Origin of the sequence: Moraxella sp. CTOTU47915, from assembly GCF_031986685.1 — a bacterium.
In the GTDB taxonomy this organism is placed as follows: domain Bacteria; phylum Pseudomonadota; class Gammaproteobacteria; order Pseudomonadales; family Moraxellaceae; genus Faucicola; species Faucicola tetraodonis.
Genome location: NZ_DAMAAE010000007.1, coordinates 1 through 21,932, shown reverse-complemented (window position 1 = coordinate 21,932; position 21,932 = coordinate 1). Strand labels below are relative to the sequence as shown.

19 protein-coding genes and 1 pseudogene are annotated in these 21,932 nt (G+C 44.2%); 8 read left to right on the top strand and 12 right to left on the bottom strand.

Translation table 11 applies throughout. From position 1 onward, the window contains the following. Positions 1-129: 129 nt before the first annotated feature. The 3 genes and pseudogenes from RTL34_RS07090 to RTL34_RS07080 all read left to right on the top strand — a co-directional run. Positions 130-1,761 (top strand): annotated as a pseudogene (locus RTL34_RS07090) (acyl-CoA synthetase); the annotation flags it as partial. A gap of 460 nt (positions 1,762-2,221) precedes the next feature. Then, a complete protein-coding gene (gene recA / locus RTL34_RS07085) occupies positions 2,222-3,277 on the top strand; it encodes a recombinase RecA (RefSeq protein ID WP_138018465.1) in 1,056 nt (351 codons plus the stop codon). Positions 3,278-3,387: 110 nt separating this feature from the next. Further along, entirely contained in the window at positions 3,388-4,020 is a 633-nt protein-coding gene (locus tag RTL34_RS07080; RefSeq protein ID WP_138018464.1) for a regulatory protein RecX, read from the top strand. Between the two features lie 8 nt (positions 4,021-4,028). On the opposite strand, the gene RTL34_RS07075 is transcribed toward RTL34_RS07080, so the two are convergent. Further along, the gene (locus tag RTL34_RS07075) at positions 4,029-5,117 is read right to left on the bottom strand and encodes a sulfate ABC transporter substrate-binding protein (RefSeq protein ID WP_219332180.1); all 1,089 of its coding nucleotides are present in this window, start codon (positions 5,115-5,117) and stop codon (positions 4,029-4,031) included. Between the two features lie 180 nt (positions 5,118-5,297). After that, positions 5,298-6,764, bottom strand: a complete 1,467-nt coding sequence (gene ffh, locus RTL34_RS07070) for a signal recognition particle protein (protein WP_219332179.1) — start codon at positions 6,762-6,764, stop codon at positions 5,298-5,300. Positions 6,765-6,929: 165 nt separating this feature from the next. Between ffh and RTL34_RS07065 the strand changes: the two genes are divergently transcribed. Beyond that, positions 6,930-7,727, top strand: a complete 798-nt coding sequence (locus RTL34_RS07065; protein WP_312115755.1) for a cytochrome C assembly family protein — start codon at positions 6,930-6,932, stop codon at positions 7,725-7,727. Between the two features lie 83 nt (positions 7,728-7,810). On the opposite strand, the gene acpP is transcribed toward RTL34_RS07065, so the two are convergent. The 5 genes from acpP to RTL34_RS07040 all read right to left on the bottom strand — a co-directional run bounded on the left by acpP (position 7,811) and on the right by RTL34_RS07040 (position 11,491). Next, entirely contained in the window at positions 7,811-8,053 is a 243-nt protein-coding gene (acpP, locus tag RTL34_RS07060) for an acyl carrier protein (protein ID WP_007115622.1), read from the bottom strand. Between the two features lie 183 nt (positions 8,054-8,236). Next, positions 8,237-8,965 carry a 3-oxoacyl-ACP reductase FabG gene (gene fabG, locus RTL34_RS07055; protein ID WP_312115752.1) on the bottom strand — a complete coding sequence of 243 codons (729 nt, stop codon included), beginning with the start codon at positions 8,963-8,965 and terminating at the stop codon, positions 8,237-8,239. A gap of 17 nt (positions 8,966-8,982) precedes the next feature. Then, a complete protein-coding gene (fabD, locus tag RTL34_RS07050; protein ID WP_312115931.1) occupies positions 8,983-9,930 on the bottom strand; it encodes an ACP S-malonyltransferase in 948 nt (315 codons plus the stop codon). A gap of 496 nt (positions 9,931-10,426) precedes the next feature. Continuing rightward, the gene (gene rpmF, locus RTL34_RS07045) at positions 10,427-10,612 is read right to left on the bottom strand and encodes a 50S ribosomal protein L32 (protein WP_007115626.1); all 186 of its coding nucleotides are present in this window, start codon (positions 10,610-10,612) and stop codon (positions 10,427-10,429) included. Between the two features lie 246 nt (positions 10,613-10,858). Further along, complete coding sequence (locus RTL34_RS07040) at positions 10,859-11,491, bottom strand: YceD family protein (RefSeq protein ID WP_312115749.1); 633 nt, start codon at positions 11,489-11,491, stop codon at positions 10,859-10,861. Positions 11,492-11,635: 144 nt separating this feature from the next. Here RTL34_RS07040 and RTL34_RS07035 point away from each other — a divergent pair, with 144 nt between their 5' ends. Further along, positions 11,636-12,424, top strand: a complete 789-nt coding sequence (locus RTL34_RS07035) for an elongation factor P hydroxylase (protein ID WP_312115746.1) — start codon at positions 11,636-11,638, stop codon at positions 12,422-12,424. 53 nt (positions 12,425-12,477) lie between these two features. Here the strand turns inward: RTL34_RS07035 and RTL34_RS07030 are convergent, their stop codons facing one another. The 5 genes from RTL34_RS07030 to RTL34_RS07010 all read right to left on the bottom strand — a co-directional run bounded on the left by RTL34_RS07030 (position 12,478) and on the right by RTL34_RS07010 (position 18,279). Further along, on the bottom strand, positions 12,478-13,035 hold the full coding sequence (locus tag RTL34_RS07030; RefSeq protein WP_312115744.1) for a c-type cytochrome: 558 nt from the start codon (positions 13,033-13,035) through the stop codon (positions 12,478-12,480). A gap of 162 nt (positions 13,036-13,197) precedes the next feature. Continuing rightward, positions 13,198-13,680, bottom strand: a complete 483-nt coding sequence (locus tag RTL34_RS07025) for a hypothetical protein (RefSeq protein ID WP_312115742.1) — start codon at positions 13,678-13,680, stop codon at positions 13,198-13,200. A gap of 73 nt (positions 13,681-13,753) precedes the next feature. Further along, the gene (rph, locus tag RTL34_RS07020) at positions 13,754-14,470 is read right to left on the bottom strand and encodes a ribonuclease PH (protein ID WP_312115741.1); all 717 of its coding nucleotides are present in this window, start codon (positions 14,468-14,470) and stop codon (positions 13,754-13,756) included. Between the two features lie 132 nt (positions 14,471-14,602). Beyond that, a complete protein-coding gene (locus tag RTL34_RS07015; RefSeq protein WP_312115739.1) occupies positions 14,603-16,339 on the bottom strand; it encodes an AMP-binding protein in 1,737 nt (578 codons plus the stop codon). Positions 16,340-16,464: 125 nt separating this feature from the next. Next, entirely contained in the window at positions 16,465-18,279 is a 1,815-nt protein-coding gene (locus tag RTL34_RS07010; protein ID WP_312115738.1) for an AMP-binding protein, read from the bottom strand. 434 nt (positions 18,280-18,713) lie between these two features. On the opposite strand from RTL34_RS07010, the gene parC reads away from it, so the two are divergent. The 3 genes from parC to RTL34_RS06995 all read left to right on the top strand — a co-directional run bounded on the left by parC (position 18,714) and on the right by RTL34_RS06995 (position 21,908). Next, the gene (parC, locus tag RTL34_RS07005; RefSeq protein WP_312115737.1) at positions 18,714-20,963 is read left to right on the top strand and encodes a DNA topoisomerase IV subunit A; all 2,250 of its coding nucleotides are present in this window, start codon (positions 18,714-18,716) and stop codon (positions 20,961-20,963) included. 235 nt (positions 20,964-21,198) lie between these two features. Then, on the top strand, positions 21,199-21,477 hold the full coding sequence (locus RTL34_RS07000; RefSeq protein ID WP_312115735.1) for a hypothetical protein: 279 nt from the start codon (positions 21,199-21,201) through the stop codon (positions 21,475-21,477). Beyond that, the gene (locus RTL34_RS06995) at positions 21,474-21,908 is read left to right on the top strand and encodes a hypothetical protein (protein WP_312115733.1); all 435 of its coding nucleotides are present in this window, start codon (positions 21,474-21,476) and stop codon (positions 21,906-21,908) included. Before RTL34_RS07000 ends, RTL34_RS06995 begins: the two co-directional genes overlap by 4 nt. Positions 21,909-21,932: the final 24 nt, after the last annotated feature.

Sequence of the window (21,932 nt, the reverse complement as noted above, 5' to 3'; positions counted from 1 at the left end):
ATAAAATAACAGGCGGGCTGTCTGTTTTGTCATTTTTTATATTTGTGAAAAAGCAGATTGAGATATAGGATTTCGTCAAAATCCTTGTTATGATAAAGGCGTTTATTTATTAACTACAGGGACGTCGTTATGCCAAACTTCCATACTGGGCTGGAAAAAAATCCTGCCAACTATACCCCGCTTACTCCCATTGATTTTATTGAGCGTACTGCTAGCATCTATCCCGATCAAACGGCGATAGTGTATAAAGATTATGAGCACAATGACCTACGTCAAAGTTGGGGCGAAACCTATAATCGCTGCCGCAAAATGTCGGATGCCCTAAAAAAACTAGGTATCGATAAAGACGATACTGTTGCAGTGCTACTGCCCAATACCCCAGCTATGGTTGAAGTCGCGTTTGGCGTACCGATGTCTGGTGGTGTGCTATGTACCTTAAATACCCGTTTGGACATCAATGCTTTGGTCTTTTGCCTACAGCACAGTGAAGCGAAAGTATTGATTGTCGATACTGAGTTTGAACAGCATGTTGCGCTGGTACAAGAGTCATTTCCTAACTTAATTATCATTCATGCCACCGACCCTGCGGTCACGCCCACTGAACAGTTTGGCAACATGACGTATGAAGAATTCATCGCCTCAGGAACCGACTTAGACAACTGGGAAAAACCAACTGATGAATGGGATGCCATCGCGCTCAATTACACATCAGGTACCACAGGTATCCCAAAAGGTGTGGTGTATCACCATCGTGGTGCCACCTTAAATGCCGTCTCTAATATTTTAGATTGGGATATGCCAAAGCATCCTGTGTATTTATGGACGCTCCCCTTGTTTCACTGTAATGGCTGGAGCTTTCCTTGGAGCATTGGCGAGCGTGCGGGTACCAATGTGTGCTTACGCAAAATTGATGCTGATTTGATTTTACGGTTGATTGCCGATGAAAAGGTCACCCACTATAGCGCAGCGCCTATCGTGCACAACATGATTGCCAATGGTAATGAAGCGCTGAAAAAAGCCATCAAACACGAAGTACGTTGTAATGTCGCAGGTGCACCACCGCCTGAGTCTTTGCTCGCCAAAATGGAAGAAATGGGTTTTAAAATCACGCATGTATACGGTTTGACAGAAGTATATGGTCCCGTCACCCTGTGTGTTGAGCGCCCAGAATGGGATGATTTGACTGTCAGTGAACGCGCGCAAAAAAAATCCCGCCAAGGTATGAACTCACATCTATTAGCGGGGTTCGATGTGTTCAAACAAGGCACCACTACCCCAGTTGCAGCCGATGGTAGTGAAATTGGTGAGCTTGCTATCCGCGGCAATATGGTGATGAAAGGCTATCTAAAAAACCGCAAAGCCACCGCAGAAGCCTTTAACGGTGGCTGGTTTAAGACCGGTGACTTGGGCGTCAAATACCCAGATGGGTACATCAAAATTATGGATCGGCTCAAAGACATCATCATCTCGGGCGGTGAGAATATCTCAAGTATTGAAATAGAAAACGTACTGTATCGTATGCCAGAAGTGGAAAGCTGTGGGGTAGTTGCTGCTCCTCATGACAAATGGGGTGAAGTACCGGTAGCCTTTATCGAAATCCGCGAAGGCTCAACCCTAGATCGGGAAGATATCATTGCCCATTGCCGTAAATATTTGGCAGGTTTCCAAGTGCCCAAACATATTATTTTTGCGCAAATTCCAAAAACCTCGACAGGTAAAGTGCAAAAATTTGAGCTACGTCAAGCGGCGCGCTCACTGGCGCATGAAGAAGCAAAAATCACTCACCATCATCCGCAAAGCTATTTGGCAGCGACAACCGACTCCAATCCGAGCACTGCCATGCCTAGTTCCGGCATACATAGCAACACCCAAACCCTACCCAATGATTCACCAGAAGATGCGGCACACTAAGGCTCAATATTGGCGACTCGTATTGCATATCCTCACTTCGTTAGTGGGGATTTTTGTTGCAACATATAGCTTGAAAACACCCAAAAAACACCCATTTATTTAGAGATTTTCTCATGTTATTTTTAATTAATTTTTAACAATCATAAGCGACAATATATGTCGTATATCAGTGATTTAGCCCTATAATTTTTCGTGTATTTTGTTATTATAGCCTTATCAATTCACTTCTTTTTTAACTTATCCCTACTTTTATATTTTTCCCTTTTTTATTAACCTTTTTTATCAACCTCTTTTGTAACAAGGAGTCCTTATGGACGACAATAAAGCCAAAGCTTTAACTGCCGCTTTATCACAAATTGAAAAACAATTCGGTAAAAATACCATCATGCGCCTGGGTGATGAGTCAGCAAAAATCAACGTGGATGTAGTCTCCACAGGCTCATTGGGTTTGGATATTGCACTGGGCATTGGCGGTTTGCCAAAGGGTCGTATCGTCGAAATTTATGGTCCTGAAAGTTCGGGTAAAACCACTTTAACCTTGCAAGCAATCGCCCAATGTCAAAAACAAGGCGGTACCTGTGCTTTTATCGATGCTGAACATGCGCTAGACCCTATTTATGCCAAAAAATTGGGCGTTGATGTCGACGCTTTACTTGTCACGCAGCCTGACAACGGTGAACAAGCACTTGAAATCACCGATATGCTAGTGCGCTCAGGTGCGGTGGATATGATTGTTGTTGACTCGGTCGCTGCCCTTACCCCACGCGCGGAAATTGAAGGCGAGATGGGCGACAGCCATATGGGTCTGCAAGCGCGCTTGATGAGCCAAGCGTTACGAAAAATCACCGGTAACGCCAAACGCTCTAACTGTATGGTGGTATTCATTAACCAAATTCGTATGAAAATCGGTGTCATGTTTGGCTCGCCAGAAACCACAACCGGTGGTAACGCCCTTAAATTCTATGCGTCGGTGCGCTTGGATATTCGTCGTATTGGTGCGGTTAAAGACGGTGAAAACATCATCGGTTCTGAGACCCGCGTTAAGGTAATCAAAAATAAACTGGCGCCGCCGTTTCGCCAAGCAGAATTTGACATCATGTATGGGACAGGTACCAATCATCTAGGTGAAGTGGTTGACTTGGGTGTCGATATTGATGCGGTCAAAAAATCGGGCGCTTGGTACAGCTACAATGACAGTAAAATTGGTCAAGGTAAAGCCAACGCCATTAGATTCTTGGAAGAAAATCCCCAAATCGCCCAAGAGATTGAAGCCAAAGTGCGCGCTGCTAAGCTTGGTAATGTCGAACCTGTTCCAGAAGAAGCGCATGACGTTGAACCCCCTGAGTTTATCGAAGGTATGCAATAATTGCTTAGCTACCCAAAACCCTAGTTTTTACTGGGGTTTTTGTTTTTATACTGCTCAACTTGTTCGCCAGCCGATGTTTAACCTTTTTTTTAATCACCCTTAAAACCGCTATGCCAGATCCTAAATCCTTGTTAGAAACTATCGAAAATCAGTTAATGACTGATGAACAACGCCAAGCTTACCATGACAAGCTTAAAGCCGAGAGCTACATGCGTTGGCTGGCGTTTTATTATCTTGGGCGGCGTGAGCAATCTAAAAAAGAGCTGCGGGACAAACTATTGGCAAAAGGATGTGATGCGGCGGCTATCGAAGCGCTTTTGAGCGAATTTGAAGCAGAAGGCTATCAAAGCGATGAGCGTATGACGTCTGCATTGATCAAAGAAGGTATCGGCAAGCAGCATGGTACCCAGCGGATTTTTCAAACGTTAAAAAAACACGGCTTAACCACCGTCAGTTCGGTCAGTGCGATTAATACATGGATTGAGACACACAATGATTTTTTTGAAGATTTATTACTCAATGACATTGAATCAGACACGGCGGATGACGACCCAGATGAGACCTATGAAGTGGATTGGCTTGCCCAAGCAGTGGCAGCACGGGTACGAAAATACGGTGATGCCATCCCGACAGAGCCTAAAGAAAAAGCCCGTCAACTGCGATTTTTGCAATATCGGGGCTTTGCTGCAGATGTGTGTTTTGATGCCTTAAAGTATGACCTAACTACCCTAGCCAATCGCTAGGATGACTGCTATTTTTTTACCGCCAATTGGTCAAAAATTGCGCCATCTTTAAAAAACTTGCTCATAATCTCATCCCAGCTACCAAAAACTTGATTTGGCTCAAAGGTGGCAATTGCAGGAAATTGGCTTTGGTATTTTGCCAAAGTCGCCGCATCCACAGGGCGCAAATAATTCTTGGCCATAATCTCTTGGGCAGGCGTATCCCACAAACCTTTTAAATAGGCTTTGGCCAATTCAGTGGTACCTTTTTGCTCGGTAACGGCATTCACCACAGCGACAGGATTACTAATCTTGACCGAATAACTGGGATAAACAATCTGTAAGTTTTTATCGGCAAATTCTTTTTTGGTGATTTGTGCTTCATTCTCTGTGGTAATCAGCACATCGCCAATTTCTCGTTGTAAAAAGCTTGTTGTCGCTGCCCTTGCGCCACTGTCATACACTGCCACATTGCTCAAAATTTGCTTCACCAGCGCTTTGGTCTTGGCTTCGTCATTATTGAAGTGGTGCAAGCCATATCCATACGCACCCAAGAAACCATATCTTGCTGTACCACTGGTTTTTGGATTGGCAATTACGATACTGACACCGGGTTTTGCCAAGTCATCCCAGTCTTTGATTTGCTTGGGGTTGTTGTTACGAACTAGTAGTACCATGGTGCTGGTATAAGGTACCGCGTTATTGGGAAACGCTTGTTGCCAGTTTTTATCCACCAAGCCTTTTTTCACCAGCAGTTCTACATCTGAGGTTTGGTTCATGGTCACTACATCCGCTTTAAGCCCATTCGCCACGCTCAAGGCTTGTTTGCTTGAGCCGCCATGCGACTGCTGAATAGTGACGGCTTGTTTTTGCTGCCCCGTAAAAATTGGGTTGTATTCTTTATACAACTCGCGGGACACATCGTAAGATACGTTTAGCAAAGATACACCATTGCCGTTAGTGGCTGAAGCGCTGGCTGCACTCTCGTTTTTGGGCGGAGCTTTTTGGCAGGCAGTTAAGCTTGCCACTGCCATCACTGAGATGCCGGCTAATGCAAAGATTTTACCTTTAGATTGCGTACGGGTAATTAATGGGTGATTTTGGGTCGCGTTTGTCATGTTTTCCTCATAAGTTTTCAAAGTGCCAAGCTAAACATCCAATGGCTTAATGATTGAAAATATAGTAAGGATTTTTAATTATACTGTCTTGGAATATTTAATACTTTCATTATTCCTTAGTTGAATAAAAAAGCCCGTAATGCATACGGGCTTTGAAAGTACAATCCTGCGATTAAAATTTTAAAAACGGGTTTTGAATTTTGGCGCAACTGGATTGGCTTGACCATTAACTGTCGTGGTATTTGCGCCTGCTTGGTTGTTTTGTCCAAATAATGGACCACCGCCACCGCCCATGCCTTTGGTCAACCCTTGCACTGCTTTCATCATTTTGCTGATGCCCGATGGGTCAGATAGCATCTTCATCATTTTTGCCATTTGCTTGTGCTGCTTTAACAGCTGATTGACGTGCTGTACGTCTTTACCCGCGCCTGCCGCGATACGGCGTTTACGGCTTGGGTTGATTTTATCGGGGTTTTTACGTTCAAATGGGGTCATGGAATGAATGAGTGCTTCCATTTCTTTGACCTTTTCTTCTGGTTTGGCATCTGATACCGCTTTTTGAACATCCGCACCGCTCATGCCTGGCATCTTATCCAAGAAGCCCGCCATGCCGCCCAAATTCTTCATTTGTTGGAATTGGGTTAGCAAATCCTCAAGGTCAAACTCGCCGCCTTTTTGGATTTTTTTCGCCATTTTTTCGGCTTTTTCGCGGTCAATTTTTTGCTCGACTTCTTCGACCAGTGACAACACGTCACCCATGCCCAAGATACGCTGTGCCACACGCTCAGGGTGGAAGGGCTCAAGCGCATCAAGTTTTTCACCACGACCCAAAAATTTGATCGGTTTACCGGTGATGGCACGTACCGACAACGCCGCACCACCGCGCGCATCGCCATCAGTCTTGGTCAAAATCATGCCGGTCAAAGGTAGCGCATCATTAAAGGCTTTTGCCGTATTTGCCGCATCTTGACCGGTCATTGAGTCAACGACAAACAAGGTTTCTGACGGGGTGACGGCTGCGGTTAAGGCTTTGATCTCGTCCATCATGGCTTCGTCGATGTGCAGACGACCTGCGGTATCGATAATCAAAATATCTTGAAACTGTACTTTGGCTTGTTCGATGGCGCGTTTGGCGATATCAATCGGGTTTTGGTCAGCACTTGATGGCACAAAATTGGCTTTGACTTGCTCAGCGACTTGCTCAAGCTGCTTGATTGCTGCGGGGCGATAGACGTCGGCAGAGACTAGCATGACTTTTTTCTTATGGCGCTCTTGCAGATATTTGGCAAGTTTACCGGCTGTGGTGGTTTTGCCCGCCCCTTGCAAACCCGCTAGTAGATAGACTACAGGTGGTTTGCCTGTCATTTCAAGTGATTGGTTAGCACTGCCCATCATCTCGGTCAGTTCATCATAGACGATTTTAACAAAGGCTTGACCTGGGGCGAGTTCTTTAAGGACTTCTTGACCTAGGGCTTTGTCTTTTACCCGTGACACAAAATCGCGCGTCACTGGCAAGGCGACATCAGCTTCTAGTAGTGCCATACGCACTTCACGCAAGGTGTCTTTGATGTTGTCTTCAGTTAGCTGCCCTGTACCAGAGATACTACGTAAACTCGTCGACAGGCGTTCGGTTAAGGTTTCAAACATATAATTTCTCTAATCTATTGCTATCAATTTTATAATCTTACTATTTTATGCTAAATTAGCTAAAACTGCTAATATAATACCGACAAAATCGCGATTTGTTGCATGGGTCATGCTAGTATAACCATCGCATTTTGCACGTATTTGATGATTTTTGATGAGGCTAGGGTGTTTGTAATCTTTGTACTTGCGTTAGTCTGTTATGGCTTAACTACCGTCTATTTGATGTGGGCAGTTACGCAACAAAAGCCCATCCGTAAAAGCATGGTGCTTGGGCAATTGCTGATTGGGTTATTGGGTCATGCGGTGGTGTTATATCCTGATATCATTACCCAAGGCGGGCTAAACTTTAATATTTTTAATGTCGTGTCGTTGACGACATTGTTTATGCTGTTATTTTATTGGGGGTTTTGTCTTTATCGCCAAATTTTGCCGCTTGGGATTTTGGCAACGCCGTTGGCATTTTTGGGCATGATGATTGGTTTTTTTGGCGATGCACCCTATCACCCGCTATCAACCATCAGTCCTATCTTACAAGCCCATATCATCATGTCTTTGGCTGCCTATTCGGTACTATTTATGGCAGCGATTGCCGCGATTATGCTACGGCTACAAATCAGCGAACTCAAACGTCAAACCTTTCACCGTGTCTGGGTCGATAAACTACCTTCACTCCAAAGCATGGAAGCCTTGCTGTTTGATATGATTACTGTGGGTTTTCTGCTATTGTCGATTTCGCTGTTGTTGGGCTTTATCGATACTACCAATTTACTGGCGCAGCATTTGGTACACAAGACTGTGTTTAGTCTGTTGTCTTGGCTGGTATTTGGGGCGTTATTGGTTGGACATTGGCGCTTTGGCTGGCGAGGTCAACGCGCGGCTAATATGACGCTATATGGTGTGATTTTGCTTGGCTTGGCGTTTATCGGGACGAAGTTTGTGTTGGAGCTGATTTTAAACAAATAAAAACCCCAATTTTATCGCTAAAACTGGGGTAAAATGCCGCTTAACTAAGTGATAAGTAAGCGGCTAAATTAAATAACTAGCAATTAGTTAGCCAATTTTGATTGTACGTAGCTGATAGCACTTTGCACCGTGGTCAATTGTGCGCTGTCTTCGTCAGGAATGGTAATACCAAATTCGTTTTCAAAAGACATCACCAATTCAACAAGGTCAAGTGAATCTGCACCGAGGTCATCCATAAATGAAGATTCATTTTTGATGTCTTCTGCATTCACGCCTAATTGCTCAGCTACTGCGGCTTTTACTTTTTGTTCGATTTCGTTACTCATGCTTCTCTCCTTGCATTGGGGTATATGATATATCGAGTAAACTACATATTAGAGCATATTATCATGCTCATTGCCTATTTCAAAATAAAATAATGCAACCTGTTACTATTTCAAAAACTGTATTTTAAGTTCAAAAACTGCATTTTAACGCTCGTTAGGTTGGTGTTTGGCAGGCTAAACCATTTACATGTACATGCCGCCATTGACGTCAAGCACAGTGCCGGTAATATAACCTGCTTCTTCACTTGCCAAGAAATTTACCGCAGCGGCGATGTCTTCAGGTTTGCCCAGTCTGGCTAGCGGGACGGCATTAAGCATGGATTGAATCAATGCTTCATTAAGCTCGCTGGTCATATCAGTGTCGATAAAGCCTGGTGCCACGCAGTTGACCGTGATTTGGCGTGACCCAATCTCCCGAGCCAGTGAACGGGTAAACCCTTCAATACCTGCTTTGCTTGCCGTATAGTTGGTTTGTCCGGCATTGCCCATCGCTGCGACTACTGAGGTGATATTGATGATGCGACCTTGCCGCGCTTTCATCATGCCTTTTATGGCGCGTTTACTAGTGCGAAACACCGAGGTCAAATTCACGTCGAGTACGCGCTCCCAGGCATTGTCATCCATTCGCATGAGCAGACCATCTTGGGTAATACCGGCATTGTTGACTAGTACCTGTACATTGCCAAATTCTTTTTCAATGCTATCAAATAACTGGTTGATTTGCTCGACATCCTGCACATTGAGCACACGACCTGCGCCACCCAATTCTTGTAGGTAATCATTGACTGTCGCTGCGCCTTTTTCACTGGTAGCAGTGCCGATGACAAGATAGCCTTCATTTGCTAGACGTTTGGCGATTGCTTGACCAATCCCACGGCTAGCGCCTGTCACTAATGCAATACGTTGAGTCATATACTTCCTTGGTTTTTTTATTGGGCTGATAATTGTTGTTTTATATTGTCTAGTTTGGCCACTGTATCGGTTGCTAGTGTGGTAATTTTCTGCGCTTGGCGTTTGGCTAGTCCTGTCAGCACACTACCGCTACCACATTCGATTTGTAAGCTGATTTGCGCGTCTGCTAAATTATTCTCAATAGTCGACCATAGCACGGGCATATTGAGCTGCTCAATCAACGCTTGTTTGATTGCGGTCACATCGGTTTCTACCCGCGTATGGCGATTTTGTATCACGGGAATACTGGGCGGGTTAAATGTAACGGTTTCTAATTCTGCGGCAAGCTTATCGGTGGCAGGCGTCATCAGCTGACAATGTGAGGGTACACTGACTTTTAGCGGCATGCTTTTTTTACCGAGTGAAGCAATTTTCTCTGACGCTAAATCCACGCCTGCCACATTGCCTGCAATCACCACTTGCCCTGGCGCGTTAAAATTGGCTGGGCTGACCACTGCCTGCGCATGCGCCGCTACCACAGCATCACATATTTGTTGTACATCTTCATCAGGCAGACCTAAAATCGCCGCCATTTTGCCTGTTTGTGATTGCATGGCGGCGCTCATATACTGGCCACGATGATGCACCAGCTTTACCGCATCTGCCAAACTCAACACCCCAGCGGCACACAGCGCACTGTATTCACCCAGTGAATGCCCGGCAAGATATGCCGGCTGTAAATCAAGCTCATCGCGCAGCACCCGCCAAATCGCCATACTAGCGGTCAATAGTGCAGGTTGGGTATACGCGGTATCATCCAAAGACGCGGCACCTGATGCCCCTTGGCATATCGCCCACAAGTCAAACCCAAGCGCCGTTGAGGCTTCATCAAATGTTGCTTTGACAGTAGGATACTGGGCTGCCCAATCGTTTAGCATGCCCACACTCTGCGAGCCTTGTCCTGGAAAAATCACAGCATATTTCATAGAGGCAGCATTGTGTTGTGATGAAGTGGCTGGTTGATTTGCGCTGGCTTGGCTTTGCATTGGGTTATCCATAATGTCCTAACTTACTATATTTTACTGCCTATGTTGTAATGCTTATGTTGTATTGCGTCTACTAGACTGCTAAAAAATACGGTTAAAAAATTTGCTTAGGCGATTTTTTGGTCGATTACTTTACCAAAAGTTATCAGCAAAATCAAAATGGCGTCAGTAGCTTAGATTGACGTTATAAGCTTATCAAACTTAACCGGCAATAATATAACTTACTATCCAGCAAGTAGGCAAAAGTAAGTCAGTAAATTTATGTGTACAATTGTACTCTGATTATTATGGCATATTGAAAAAAAAATTCTAGCTTTTTCTTTCGGGTATTTTTACATCAAAAACAAATAAAAAAAGGCTGATGATAATTCATCAGCCTTTTTGGTGCTTAGCCAATGCATACTAAGCTATGTCAAAGCCCTGCATTTTGCGCTAATTATTCAGCAACGGCTGCTACTTTGAATAATTGACGACCACGGTAAAAACCGTCTTTGGTCGCATGGTGACGGATGTGTTTTTCACCGGTAGTTGCATCTACAGCAACAGCATTGATTGTGATGCGGTCGTGTGAACGACGCATATCACGGCGTGAACGGCTTTTACGGTTTTGTTGAACAGCCATGAGGTTAGCTCCTGTGCTTCTCGCTATTAAAACATCGTTCCCTTAACCTCATTACATCATCATGCAAACAACTTGATATCGATATTTGGCATGGATATAAGGCAAACTATTGGAACAGACAATCAGATAAATTTATAAACGCCATATTATACGTAAAAAAACCCATTTAGCAAAGCCTTAACCGACATTTAGTGACAAGTTTTTGTTACTACGTGTATGACAGCATATATACTGGCGTTGTTCTTTTTAACTTTTTAAGCTTGCCAGTACCGCAAACGGATTCTCTTTTTCCGCCATTGCCTCTGGTAACTCGCCCACCTCAGTGACTGCCATTTCACAGTCATCATGCTTGGGCGCTAATGGCAAATCAACCAATAACTCATCTTCAATCATTGATAATAGCCACAGTTTATTGTCATCCGTTAGCTCATCAATCAGGATGATTTCTGTGCCTTCATCAAGGAATGCGACATGATTTTCATCTTCAAGTAGCGCAAGCTCACTATCGACATCTAGACTCACTGCGACGGGGTCTAGGCAGCGCTGGCAGGTTTGCCAAAGCACGCCCGTGGTGTGTAGTTGCCAAAATACCACGTCCCCTTTTTTCTGAATATCTAGTATCACATCCAGTGGCTGATCGTTGTCATGATGTTCATCACCCAAGGCATAGATACGTGGTAAATCCTTGAGACTCACCTCGCCTTCCCAGTGATAATGGTTATCGTTGTTATGCTCCCAACGTGCCAAATCAATAAACTTGACCAAGCTGGCACTAGAGCCAATCTCACTGGTGGTGTTATTGGCGGTTTTGGATGGGGCAGTTGTTGGTACATCTTGCGATGATTGTGCTGGCACGTTTGATGAAGAATGTAGCGTCATTTCACCGCTCCTTTCAGTTATATTGCGTTGTAGTATAAAGCATACTGACGTCCATTGCATGGTAGCATGTTGTTGGCGTGATTTCCTAGTCGATGCGGGCGGTTAAATTGTATAATAGCAATTTTTATCAACTCGACTTTTGCTATGTCCACACACCTATCGCCAATATCTGCACAAATATCACCACCAACCCTTGCTATTTTTCCCTTTATGACGCTGCCTTTTGTCAGTCAATTCGCGGTGGCGCCTGTGTTAGCCAATGATATGGACACCACTGTGATTGACCAACAAAGGGCGCAGTTAGCATTAAAGGTTAATTTTGTGCCCGTACTCGCCAGTATATCAAAGACAAAAAATCGCCCTTTGACTGACTATCAATGGGTATCGATGGAAGCATTACAAGTGCAATGGCTGATAGGTTGGTTCAAACGCTGGTTTTGCCATCGTGATACGATTTTGGTCAAAGGCGAGCATGAGCCTGAATATTTTGCCGCGACCGATACCGAGCCTGCCAAAATTGTGTTTGCGCATGGATTTTTTGCCAGTGCCTTGCATGAAATTAGCCATTGGTGTATGGCAGGTCAAAAACGCCGATTGCTCAATGATTTTGGCTACTGGTATGCCCCCGACGGACGTAATGAGCAGCAGCAGCAACAGTTTGAACAAGTAGAAATCCTGCCGCAAGCGATTGAATGTTTATTGACGCTCGCTTGCAACAAACCCTTTAGCGTGTCTAAAGATAATTTGTTTGCTGATTTTGATACCACTCAGAGCACTTTTGAAGCCGATGTCCAAGCTCAAGCGATGAAGTTTTGGCAAACGGGACAAAAACTGTCAACCGATGCCAAAGTGTTGCTAAGCCAGTTAACCAAACTGCGCCCGCTACCATTGACCTCGTTTGATATCTCTCACAATTTTATCAAAGTGAATTAAACCAATAAAAAAGGCAGTCATTGAACACTGCCTTTTTTATTGGGGATAAAAAATTAGTCTTCTTTATATTTTTCATGACAGGATTTACAGCTAGCCCCCAAATCGCCAAATTGGGTTTTGATGCCATCAATACTGGTTGCAGTGGCAGCGGCGGCATTAAGGGCACTGGCAGCGGTTTTAAATTTATCAATTTGTTGTTGGAACCCTGCAGCATCGCGCCAAATTTCATCTTTTGCTTCACCGCCTTTGGCTGTCTCTGGATAATGCACCCAAGGATTTTGGTTAAGTTTCTCGGCGGCGGCTTTGACTTGCGCGGCATCAAATTTGCTTGGATCTTTGACCATCGCACCAATGGTTTGGCTGGTTTTTTTCCACTCTTTCATGATTCTTTCACGCGCTTTTTTGTGGTCTTCTGGTGTCATATTAGGGTCAACTGCCGTGGTCGAGGTCGTTGTGGTACTTACCGTAGCGGTTGCCGTTGCACCATTGGCGCTAGCGGTAACTGTGGTAGCAGGCGCTGAAGCGGTAGTTGTAGTTTCTGTTTTCTTATTACAGCCTACCAGCGCCATCGCAACGATTAATGGGGTGGCAAATTTTAATGCAGTTGACATCGTCCTTTCCTTCCGTGTTTTTTTATATGAATTAAATAATGAATGTTATTATCAGAGTGTGGATTAATGATATTTAAGGATTTTAACAAGTATTGGCAAAAAAATTATTATGATTTGGTAACTAAGCCTAAGCACTCTTTGAGATAGGGTGTGGTTTTTTGATTAAGTGCTTTGTAATTTGATTGCTTTGCCTTGGGCTTTGATGGACTTACCTTGTAGGACCGCTTGGGCAATTTTGATATGTTTAGGGTCATGAAAACCTGTGATACGATACAAGGTTAGACCGTCAGCATTGTAGATGGTCATGCTATCGGTAGTGGGCTCAATGCTATCGCTGGGCAATAATTGATAGCTTGTGACGTTAGCACCTTGGTGATGGCTAAAACCCTGTTGGGTCAGTCGCAGCTCACCCCCTGTTAAAGTAGGCACCTCTTTTTTTCGGTTGAATGATTGCCACACAACACTTGCGATGATGGCTAGTAAAATCATCAGCGAGCCGATGGCAACTGAGAGCATTTTAAATGCCATCAATAGCCCTAATCCCGCAATGGCGATACCCACCCATAGTATTTGGGTCAGCTTGTTTGATGTCACCGCTTGACTTTGCAAACCAATGGTAACGCCTGTGTCGGTGACTTTTAACATAATCATCTCTATGACAATTAAAAGGGCGTATACGCTACGCCCTTACTAGTCTAGCTTGTTTTGTTAGGCTTTTCTACCAACCTAGCACCGCTTGTTGTTCGGCAATCAGCTGTTTGATACCTTCTTCAGCAATTGTTAGCATTTCATCCACTTGCGCACGGGTAAAAGGTTTTTCTTCGGCAGTGCCTTGAATCTCGATAAACTCGCCTTTTTGGGTCATCACGACGTTAAGATCTGTGTCACAGCTTGAGTCTTCGCTATAGTTCAAATCCAATAGCACCTCACCATTTTTGATACCCACAGAGACCGCTGCCACCAAGCCTACCAAAGGATCGGCTTTGAGTTTTTTGGCGGCTTGCAATTTTTCTAATGCATCGACCAATGCCACAGCCGCACCGGTGATACTGGCAGTACGGGTACCGCCATCGGCTTGCAGCACGTCACAGTCGATATGGATGGTATTTTCCCCAAGCTTTTCAAGATCTACCATCGCCCGTAAGCTACGACCAATCAACCGCTGAATCTCTTGGGTACGACCTGATTGTTTACCTTTGGCGGCTTCGCGTTGGGTACGCTCGTGGGTCGCGCGTGGCAACATACCGTATTCAGCGGTAATCCAGCCTTTACCTGTGCCTTTGAGCCAGCGCGGTACTTGGGTTTCGATACTGGCGGTACATAGCACTTTGGTATCACCATAGCTGACCAACACGGCACCTTCAGCATGTTTGGTAAAGTTACGCACAAAACTAATTGGGCGAAGTTGGTTGTTTTCACGATTATCGATACGCATAAGATTCCCTAAAAGACCGCCTTGACGGTTTGGTAGATAGTTTTTAAGCAATGGGCAAAAATTACAGTGGTTTTATGCTACCTTGCCAACCCAGTTTTAGCAAGACAATTCCGTCGGCAACATAGCAGGTTGCTATTCAAGTCCTTCGCGCTTACGCAGCTCTTTACGTAAAATTTTACCAACATTGGACTTGGGCAGACTATCGACAAACTCGACATAGCGTGGGCGTTTATAGCCACTTAAGTGCTGTTTACCAAACGCCAGTAGTTGCTCAGCGGTGACGCGGTTGTGTTTTCTGACCACGAATATTTTGGGCTCTTCACCGCGCGTCGCGCTTGGTACGCCAATCGCCACACACTCGAGCACGTCGGCATGCTCGAGCATCACCGACTCAATCTCATTTGGGTAGACATTAAACCCTGACACCACAATCATGTCTTTTTTACGGTCAACGATTTTGATAAAACCGCGCTCATCAATGATGCCAATATCGCCCGTGCGCAAATAGCCTGTCGCGGTAAACGCATTAGCAGTCTCAACCGGTAGATTGCGATACCCCACCATCACTTGAGGGCCTTTGACGGCGATTTCTCCGCGTTCGCCAATGCGCACAGGTTGGTCGTTGTTGTCCAATAAGATGATGTCAGTGGCAGGGGTGGGTAGCCCGACTTTGTTGGTAAATTCTGCGATAGTTAATGGATTAAAGGTAATCACAGGCGCAGTTTCTGAGAGCCCATAGCCTTCGATAATCGGTAACCCTGTGATGGTGTGCCATTTTTTGGCAACGCTAGGGAGGATTGCCATGCCGCCGCCAATGGTGGCTTTGAGTTGGGAAAAATCGAGCCTTCGAAATTCAGGATGCTGTATCAAGGCGCTAAATAGCGTATTGACCCCCAAAATAAAATGCGGCGGTGTACGCCTTAGCGTATTAACCAGTTCATTGATATCACGTGGATTGGGCACGAGCCTTGAGGCAAACCCACGATACAAAATAAAAACACAGCAAATGGTGAATGAAAATACATGATACAGCGGCAACGATGCCAAAATAATATCTTCTTGCCCTTCTTCATCGTACGCGCTGCGAATCAACGCATCGATTTGCAGCAAATTGGCAATCACATTGCCATGACTGAGCATCGCGCCTTTTGCCGTCCCTGTGGTACCACCGGTATATTGAATTAATACGATATTCGATAACGTGAGATTTGGGCGTTGATAAGCCTTGCTAGCGCCCGCTAATAACTGACTAAAATAAATCCAATTACCTTTTGGCGGCAAATCGGTGGTCGCTGAGACCAGATTGATTAACGCGCCTTTGAGCTTACTTTTTAAATCGCCCAACCGACAGATGATTAAATGATGTAAATCGCGGTTAAGGTTATCGGCAATGTCTTTATAGGTATAAATAAATTTATCTAATATAAACAACGCCTTGATATCGGCATCATCCATTTGGTGCTCAAGCTCGCGGCTGGTATAGGAAGGATTCATACTCACCAGTACCATGCCAGCACGGATGACGCCAAGGGTAATCACAGGATATTGCAAAATATTGGGCAACATCACGCCAACCGCGTCACCGACCTTAAGCCCTAACTGCTGTAAATAAATGGCAACTTTTAGACTCAGTTTATCTAGCTGCTCGTAAGTAATCTGCTGATCATCGCAATAATACGCCACTTGCCGCGCATGTTTGGCAAACCCCGCTTCTAACATGTCAATCAGCGACGTTTGTTCATCTGGCATATCGATGGTACTACAAATGTTATAACGCTCGTAGCTAATCAGCCACGGTTGCTGATTTTCTTCCCATTCATACATCTCATGCATCGGGCGGTCATTGATTGGTGAAATAGCGTCATCCATAAACTCAGTATTGCTCGTAACAGCCTATTGGTATCCCCAATTTTATAAGGTTAGTTGGGCGCGATGCAATAAAAAACCCAACTAATCTGATATAGAAAAGCTGGGTCTTGGCAACAAGCGTTAGCTTACTTTTTTTCTTCAAGTTTACGCAGTTCTTTGCGCAGGATTTTGCCAACATTTGATTTTGGCAATTCATCCACGAACTCAACTTTACGGGGACGTTTATAACCGGTTAACTCGCTTCGTGCGTATTGCAGCAACTCTTGCTCAGTGAGGCTTGGGTCTTTACGTACCACAAACGCTTTTGGCACTTCACCGCTTTTTTCGCTCGGTACCCCAATCACCCCGACTTCCAACACTTTAGGATGCGCCGCTAGCACCTCTTCAACTTCGTTTGGATAGACGTTAAATCCTGATACCAAAATCATGTCTTTTTTACGGTCAACGATTTTGAAGTAGCCTTGCTCATCAATGACAGCGATGTCACCGGTTTTGAAATAACCGTCTCCTGTCATTACTTCTGTAGTGGCTTCAGGACGCTGCCAGTAGCCTTTCATCACTTGTGGACCTTTAACCGCAATCTCACCACGCTCACCTGCTGCGACTTCATTGCCGTTGTCATCGAGCAGTTTGATATCGGTGTTGGGCATCGGGATACCGATTTTGGCGCTAAATTGCTCTTGTGCCAAGGGGTTTAGGGTGGCAACGGGTGAAGTTTCGGACAAGCCGTAGCCTTCTAGGATATTGGTACCTGTAATACGTTTCCACTCTTCAGCGGTTGAAGGCAATACCGACATACCACCCCCTAGCGACAAACGCAATTTGCTGTGGTCTAATGCGCGAAAACCGGTGTGGTGCGCCAAGCCATTAAATAATGTGTTCACCGCTGGGAAGAACACTGGCTTATATTTTGCTAATTCTTTGACAAAACTATCCAAGTCACGGGGATTTGGAATCAATACAACCGTAAAGCCCATGTTCATACCGAGTAGCGCACAGGCGGTAAATGAGAAAATATGATAGAGCGGTAAGGCAACGACGACGTACTCACCCACCATTTGATTGGGGAACACTTGTCTGGCAAATTCTTGGCACTGTAGCATATTGGATACCAAGTTGCTGTGGGTAAGCATCGCACCTTTGGCAACCCCTGTGGTGCCGCCAGTGTACTGTAGTACCGCAATATCACTGCCTTTGATACCTTCTGGGCGCTGATAGCGACTGGCAGATACTTGCTTAATAACACTCTTAAAGGTCACATGCCCGTCAATTTGCCAAGCTGGAATGGCTTTTTTGACATATTTGACCACGGTATTGATGAGCATACCTTTGAAGGTACCCATCAAATCACCGATTGAACAGACGATAACGTGATCAACCATTTTTTTGCCAATATCTTGATAGGTTTTGGCAAAGTTTTCAACGATAAATAACGCTTTGGCTTGCGAGTCTTCTAACTGATGGGCTAATTCATGAGCGGTATATAAGGGATTGACATTGACCAAGATAAAACCTGCGCGGATGATACCAATCATACACACTGGGTATTGCAAGATATTTGGCATCATGACCGCAACGGTATCGCCTTTTTTTAGACCCAAACCCTGCAAATACGCCGCGATTTGGCGGCTATAAGTGTCTAGCTGACGATAGGTCATGCTACTACCCATACACACAAAGGCATCACTACCATTGAATTGTTCGAAGTTCTTTTCAAAAACATTCATTAGGTTAACTTCGTCACCGGGCATTTGCATGTTATAGTTCATGCCGTAATGCTGGTAAGTCTTTAACCAAGGTTTCTCATGATGATCGGTAAGCTTTGGCGCATGTGGCTGCGCTTCCCTATTATCGACGGGAGCATCGATGGGAGTATCGATGGGCGCAGTGTCGTGGGCATTGTTGTCAGGGGTTTGAGCTGAGGTGGTTGATTCATTCATGAGAAATTTTTTCCTTAGGTATGTGGTCTATCAGCGAATAGTATATTGATAATTAAAAGAATTTTTATAAAAAGGTCAATCCCACTGCTAAAAATTATATTAAAAATCGCGGCCAAATGTACTATTAACATACTAAATATTTACTCAATTCTCAAGCCTATTCTCTGTACTTATGGGATGATAAAAATGATTTCGCGTCGAAATAGTTATCGGTTATTTGACCGTTAACGCGGCTACAGTGTCCAATTATCTTTAAAAGGCGTTTTTGCGACACAGTTTGACGTGTAAAACTGGGCAAATTTGCCATGTCATGGATTAATACTTGTTTTTCTACTCTCAAGCTTTATGATATTTCCTCATACTTCTTATCTCTGTTTCGAACTTTCTTTCTTTTGCACTTTCTTTTATTTTTTGTCATTGATTAAGTAACCATTATGTCTGATACCCTTGTAGCAAAAATCACCAAACCAAACGATTTGAATAACCCCACTCGCTCAGTCGCTGAATTTACCGAAAACGCGTATCTGAACTACGCGATGTACGTCATCATGGACCGGGCATTGCCACACGTTGCCGACGGGTTAAAACCTGTGCAGCGCCGTATCGTGTATGCGATGAGCGAGCTTGGGCTCAAAAATACTGCCAAACCCAAAAAATCAGCGCGCACTATCGGTGACGTCATTGGTAAATACCATCCGCATGGCGACTCCGCCTGTTATGAAGCCATGGTGCTCATGAGCCAACCGTTTAGCTACCGTTATCCACTCATTAGCGGTCAAGGCAATTTCGGCTCGCCTGACGACCCAAAATCCTTCGCTGCGATGCGCTATACCGAAGCCAAGCTATCGGCTTATGCCAATACCTTACTAAACGAGCTTGGTCAAGGCACTGTCGATTGGCAAGACAACTTTGACGGCACCTTGCAAGAACCCGTCACCTTGCCTGCCCGTCTACCGAACATTTTGCTTAACGGCACAACGGGCATTGCGGTCGGTATGGCAACCGATATTCCGCCGCATAACTTGTCTGAAGTGGTCAAAGGCTGTATCGCGCTACTTAAAAAACCCGCGATGACGGAAAAAGAGCTGGCAAAGTACATCCCAGCACCCGATTTGCCGACCAAAGCAGAAATCATCACCTCGCCTGAGGATTTGCTACAGCTATATAAAACGGGTCGTGGTAGCTACAAAATGCGCGCTACTTATCATGTTGATGACAAAGAAAAAAACTTAGTCATCATCGATGCGCTACCCTATCAAATATCCGGCAATAAAATCATTGAGCAAATTGCCAATTTAATCAATGCCAAAAAACTGCCTTGGGTAACTGACATCCATGACGAATCCGACCACCAAAACGCTTGCCGTATCGTGCTTGAACTGCGCTCCAACCGTGTTGATATCGAGCCGATGATGAGCCATTTGTTTGCCAGTACCGACCTTGAGAGTAATTACCGCGTTAATCTCAATATGATTGGCACCAATGGCAAACCCCAAGTCAAATCACTGCTCACCATCCTCACCGAATGGCTGTCTGTGCGCCGAGATACCGTCACGCGCCGTCTGCAATACCGCTTGGATAAAATCGAGCAGCGTCTGCATATCTTGGCAGGTTTGCTGATTGCCTATCTGCATATTGATGAAGTCATCCGTATCATCCGTGAGGAAGACGACCCAAAAGCAGAATTGATGACGCGCTATGATTTGACTGAAATCCAAGCCAACGCGATTTTGGACATTCGTCTGCGTCAATTGGCACGCCTTGAAGAAATTGAGCTCAAACGTGAACAAAGTGACCTAGACGCAGAGAAAGCCCAAATCGAAGCATACTTGAACAACCCAGACAAATTGACGGGTTTAATGATTGAAGAGCTCACTGCCGATATGAAAGAGCATGGCGACAAACGCCAATCGCCGATTGTAGAACGCATGGAAGCCACCGCGCTTAAAGAAACTGACCTAGCCCCAAGCGATCCTGTGACGGTCATCGTGTCAAAATCAGGCTGGATTCGCTCCGCCAAAGGTCACGATGTCGATGCCGCCAATATGAATTACCGTTCAGGCGATGCCTACCTTGCCCATGCGCAAGGCAAATCCAATGAAAAAGTCTATCTCATGGATAACACCGGTCGCAGCTATCGCCTCGATGCCCATACATTACCCTCTGCGCGGGGACAAGGCGAGCCGCTTACCAGCCTGCTAAAACCCACGGGCGGGGCAAGTTTTGTCAATGTGCTGATGGGGCAAGATGACAGTAAGCTCATCATGGCAAGCTCACAAGGCTATGGCTTTATTAACACTTTTGCTGATCTTGATACCAACCAAAAAGCGGGCAAAAACGTGATTAATTTTGATGACGCCTGTAGTTTAATAACCCACCAAATTGGTGAGCAAGATACGCTAGTTGGCGTGGTCAGCTCGGCAGGGCATTTGCTGGTATACCCATTGACTGAGTTACCGATGATGAAAAAAGGCAAAGGCAATAAGCTGATTGATTTAAAAGACGGTGACAGCGTGGTCGCCATCACCACATTTGCCGAAGGGGATAGTTTGTCATTGGACAGTGGTAAACGCACCTTGACGCTCAAACCGATGGATATTGCCAATTTTATGGGTACACGCGGTCGACGCGGCGCACTCTTGCCAAAAGGGTTTCAAAAGGTGAGTGGAGTAACGAAAGTCTGATTTTAAATTCATTCCATTGTGAGGTGTGTTTTACGCACCTTTTTAATTGAATAAAAGCAAATTTTTAGTCAGTGATTTTTATGTGATAAAATAGAAAAGCGAATAGTATTTATTAATACAAGTAATTGATTTATATATAATTTTTCATTAATAGAAGTTGACTTTGGATTGTATTTTGTTATTATGCAATTATCTATTTTTATTAAAAAAGAAATATAAAATGATAAGTATTAACATGACAAACAAAGTAACTGAAGGTAGTGCTAAATCACGTTTTAAAGAAGGTTTTGCTAGTCAGCTATTTATTACCCCTACTGAACAAGGTTATGAGATTTGGATTGAAGACCATTTTTTACATAAAAGTCGTTTAATTCCATTGGTAGACTTTCTTGGAAGATTTGGTGAGCCTATAGTTTTTTCAACTTTGAATCTAGCCAAAATTACTGCGAATAGAATCTGTGATGATAGTAAAATTTTAGTGCTAGAATCTTTAGATAAGGTAGTCATAAATTGATTAATAATAAAAACCAACTTACCACTACCGCAGGGACTGGGGTAGTGTTAAAAAATGCGAGTAAAAGCTTAAAAATTACCAATAAGTTATTGGGGGAAGTTGATGAATTTAGGAAGGATTGGCACTGGTGGTTAAATTTACCTTATAAATGGAAAGAACAATTAATTATTTCATCATTTAATTTTGAAGCACAAAATTTGAATTGGGATGATAAATCTGCTATGTATAAATACGTTAAATTAATATCAAAAATTTGTGATCTTAATTTATCAAATAGACTGCCAGTTATAAACTCTGATTATTCAGATATTACTCCTATTGCACATCTAAAACAATTAGAAACTCTTCACCTAACATATAACATGATAGAGAGTTTAGAACCAATTGGTAACCTAATTAATTTAAGAACCTGTTCACAATCTTTTCAATAACAAAGCGATGAAAGCAAGATTGGT

What these genes read in the sequence shown, in the direction of transcription:
- recA (WP_138018465.1), top strand. Translation starts at nt 2,222, where the DNA reads ATGGACGACAATAAAGCCAAAGCTTTAACTGCCGCTTTATCACAAATT.
- RTL34_RS07025 (WP_312115742.1), bottom strand. Translation starts at nt 13,680, where the DNA reads ATGTTAAAAGTCACCGACACAGGCGTTACCATTGGTTTGCAAAGTCAA.
- RTL34_RS07030 (WP_312115744.1), bottom strand. Translation starts at nt 13,035, where the DNA reads ATGTCAACTGCATTAAAATTTGCCACCCCATTAATCGTTGCGATGGCG.
- rph (WP_312115741.1), bottom strand. Translation starts at nt 14,470, where the DNA reads ATGCGTATCGATAATCGTGAAAACAACCAACTTCGCCCAATTAGTTTT.
- RTL34_RS07080 (WP_138018464.1), top strand. Translation starts at nt 3,388, where the DNA reads ATGCCAGATCCTAAATCCTTGTTAGAAACTATCGAAAATCAGTTAATG.
- fabG (WP_312115752.1), bottom strand. Translation starts at nt 8,965, where the DNA reads ATGACTCAACGTATTGCATTAGTGACAGGCGCTAGCCGTGGGATTGGT.
- RTL34_RS07040 (WP_312115749.1), bottom strand. Translation starts at nt 11,491, where the DNA reads ATGACGCTACATTCTTCATCAAACGTGCCAGCACAATCATCGCAAGAT.
- ffh (WP_219332179.1), bottom strand. Translation starts at nt 6,764, where the DNA reads ATGTTTGAAACCTTAACCGAACGCCTGTCGACGAGTTTACGTAGTATC.
- fabD (WP_312115931.1), bottom strand. Translation starts at nt 9,930, where the DNA reads ATGAAATATGCTGTGATTTTTCCAGGACAAGGCTCGCAGAGTGTGGGC.
- RTL34_RS07010 (WP_312115738.1), bottom strand. Translation starts at nt 18,279, where the DNA reads ATGAATGAATCAACCACCTCAGCTCAAACCCCTGACAACAATGCCCAC.
- RTL34_RS07075 (WP_219332180.1), bottom strand. Translation starts at nt 5,117, where the DNA reads ATGACAAACGCGACCCAAAATCACCCATTAATTACCCGTACGCAATCT.
- RTL34_RS07015 (WP_312115739.1), bottom strand. Translation starts at nt 16,339, where the DNA reads ATGGATGACGCTATTTCACCAATCAATGACCGCCCGATGCATGAGATG.
- parC (WP_312115737.1), top strand. Translation starts at nt 18,714, where the DNA reads ATGTCTGATACCCTTGTAGCAAAAATCACCAAACCAAACGATTTGAAT.
- acpP (WP_007115622.1), bottom strand. Translation starts at nt 8,053, where the DNA reads ATGAGTAACGAAATCGAACAAAAAGTAAAAGCCGCAGTAGCTGAGCAA.
- rpmF (WP_007115626.1), bottom strand. Translation starts at nt 10,612, where the DNA reads ATGGCTGTTCAACAAAACCGTAAAAGCCGTTCACGCCGTGATATGCGT.
- RTL34_RS07000 (WP_312115735.1), top strand. Translation starts at nt 21,199, where the DNA reads ATGACAAACAAAGTAACTGAAGGTAGTGCTAAATCACGTTTTAAAGAA.
- RTL34_RS07035 (WP_312115746.1), top strand. Translation starts at nt 11,636, where the DNA reads ATGTCCACACACCTATCGCCAATATCTGCACAAATATCACCACCAACC.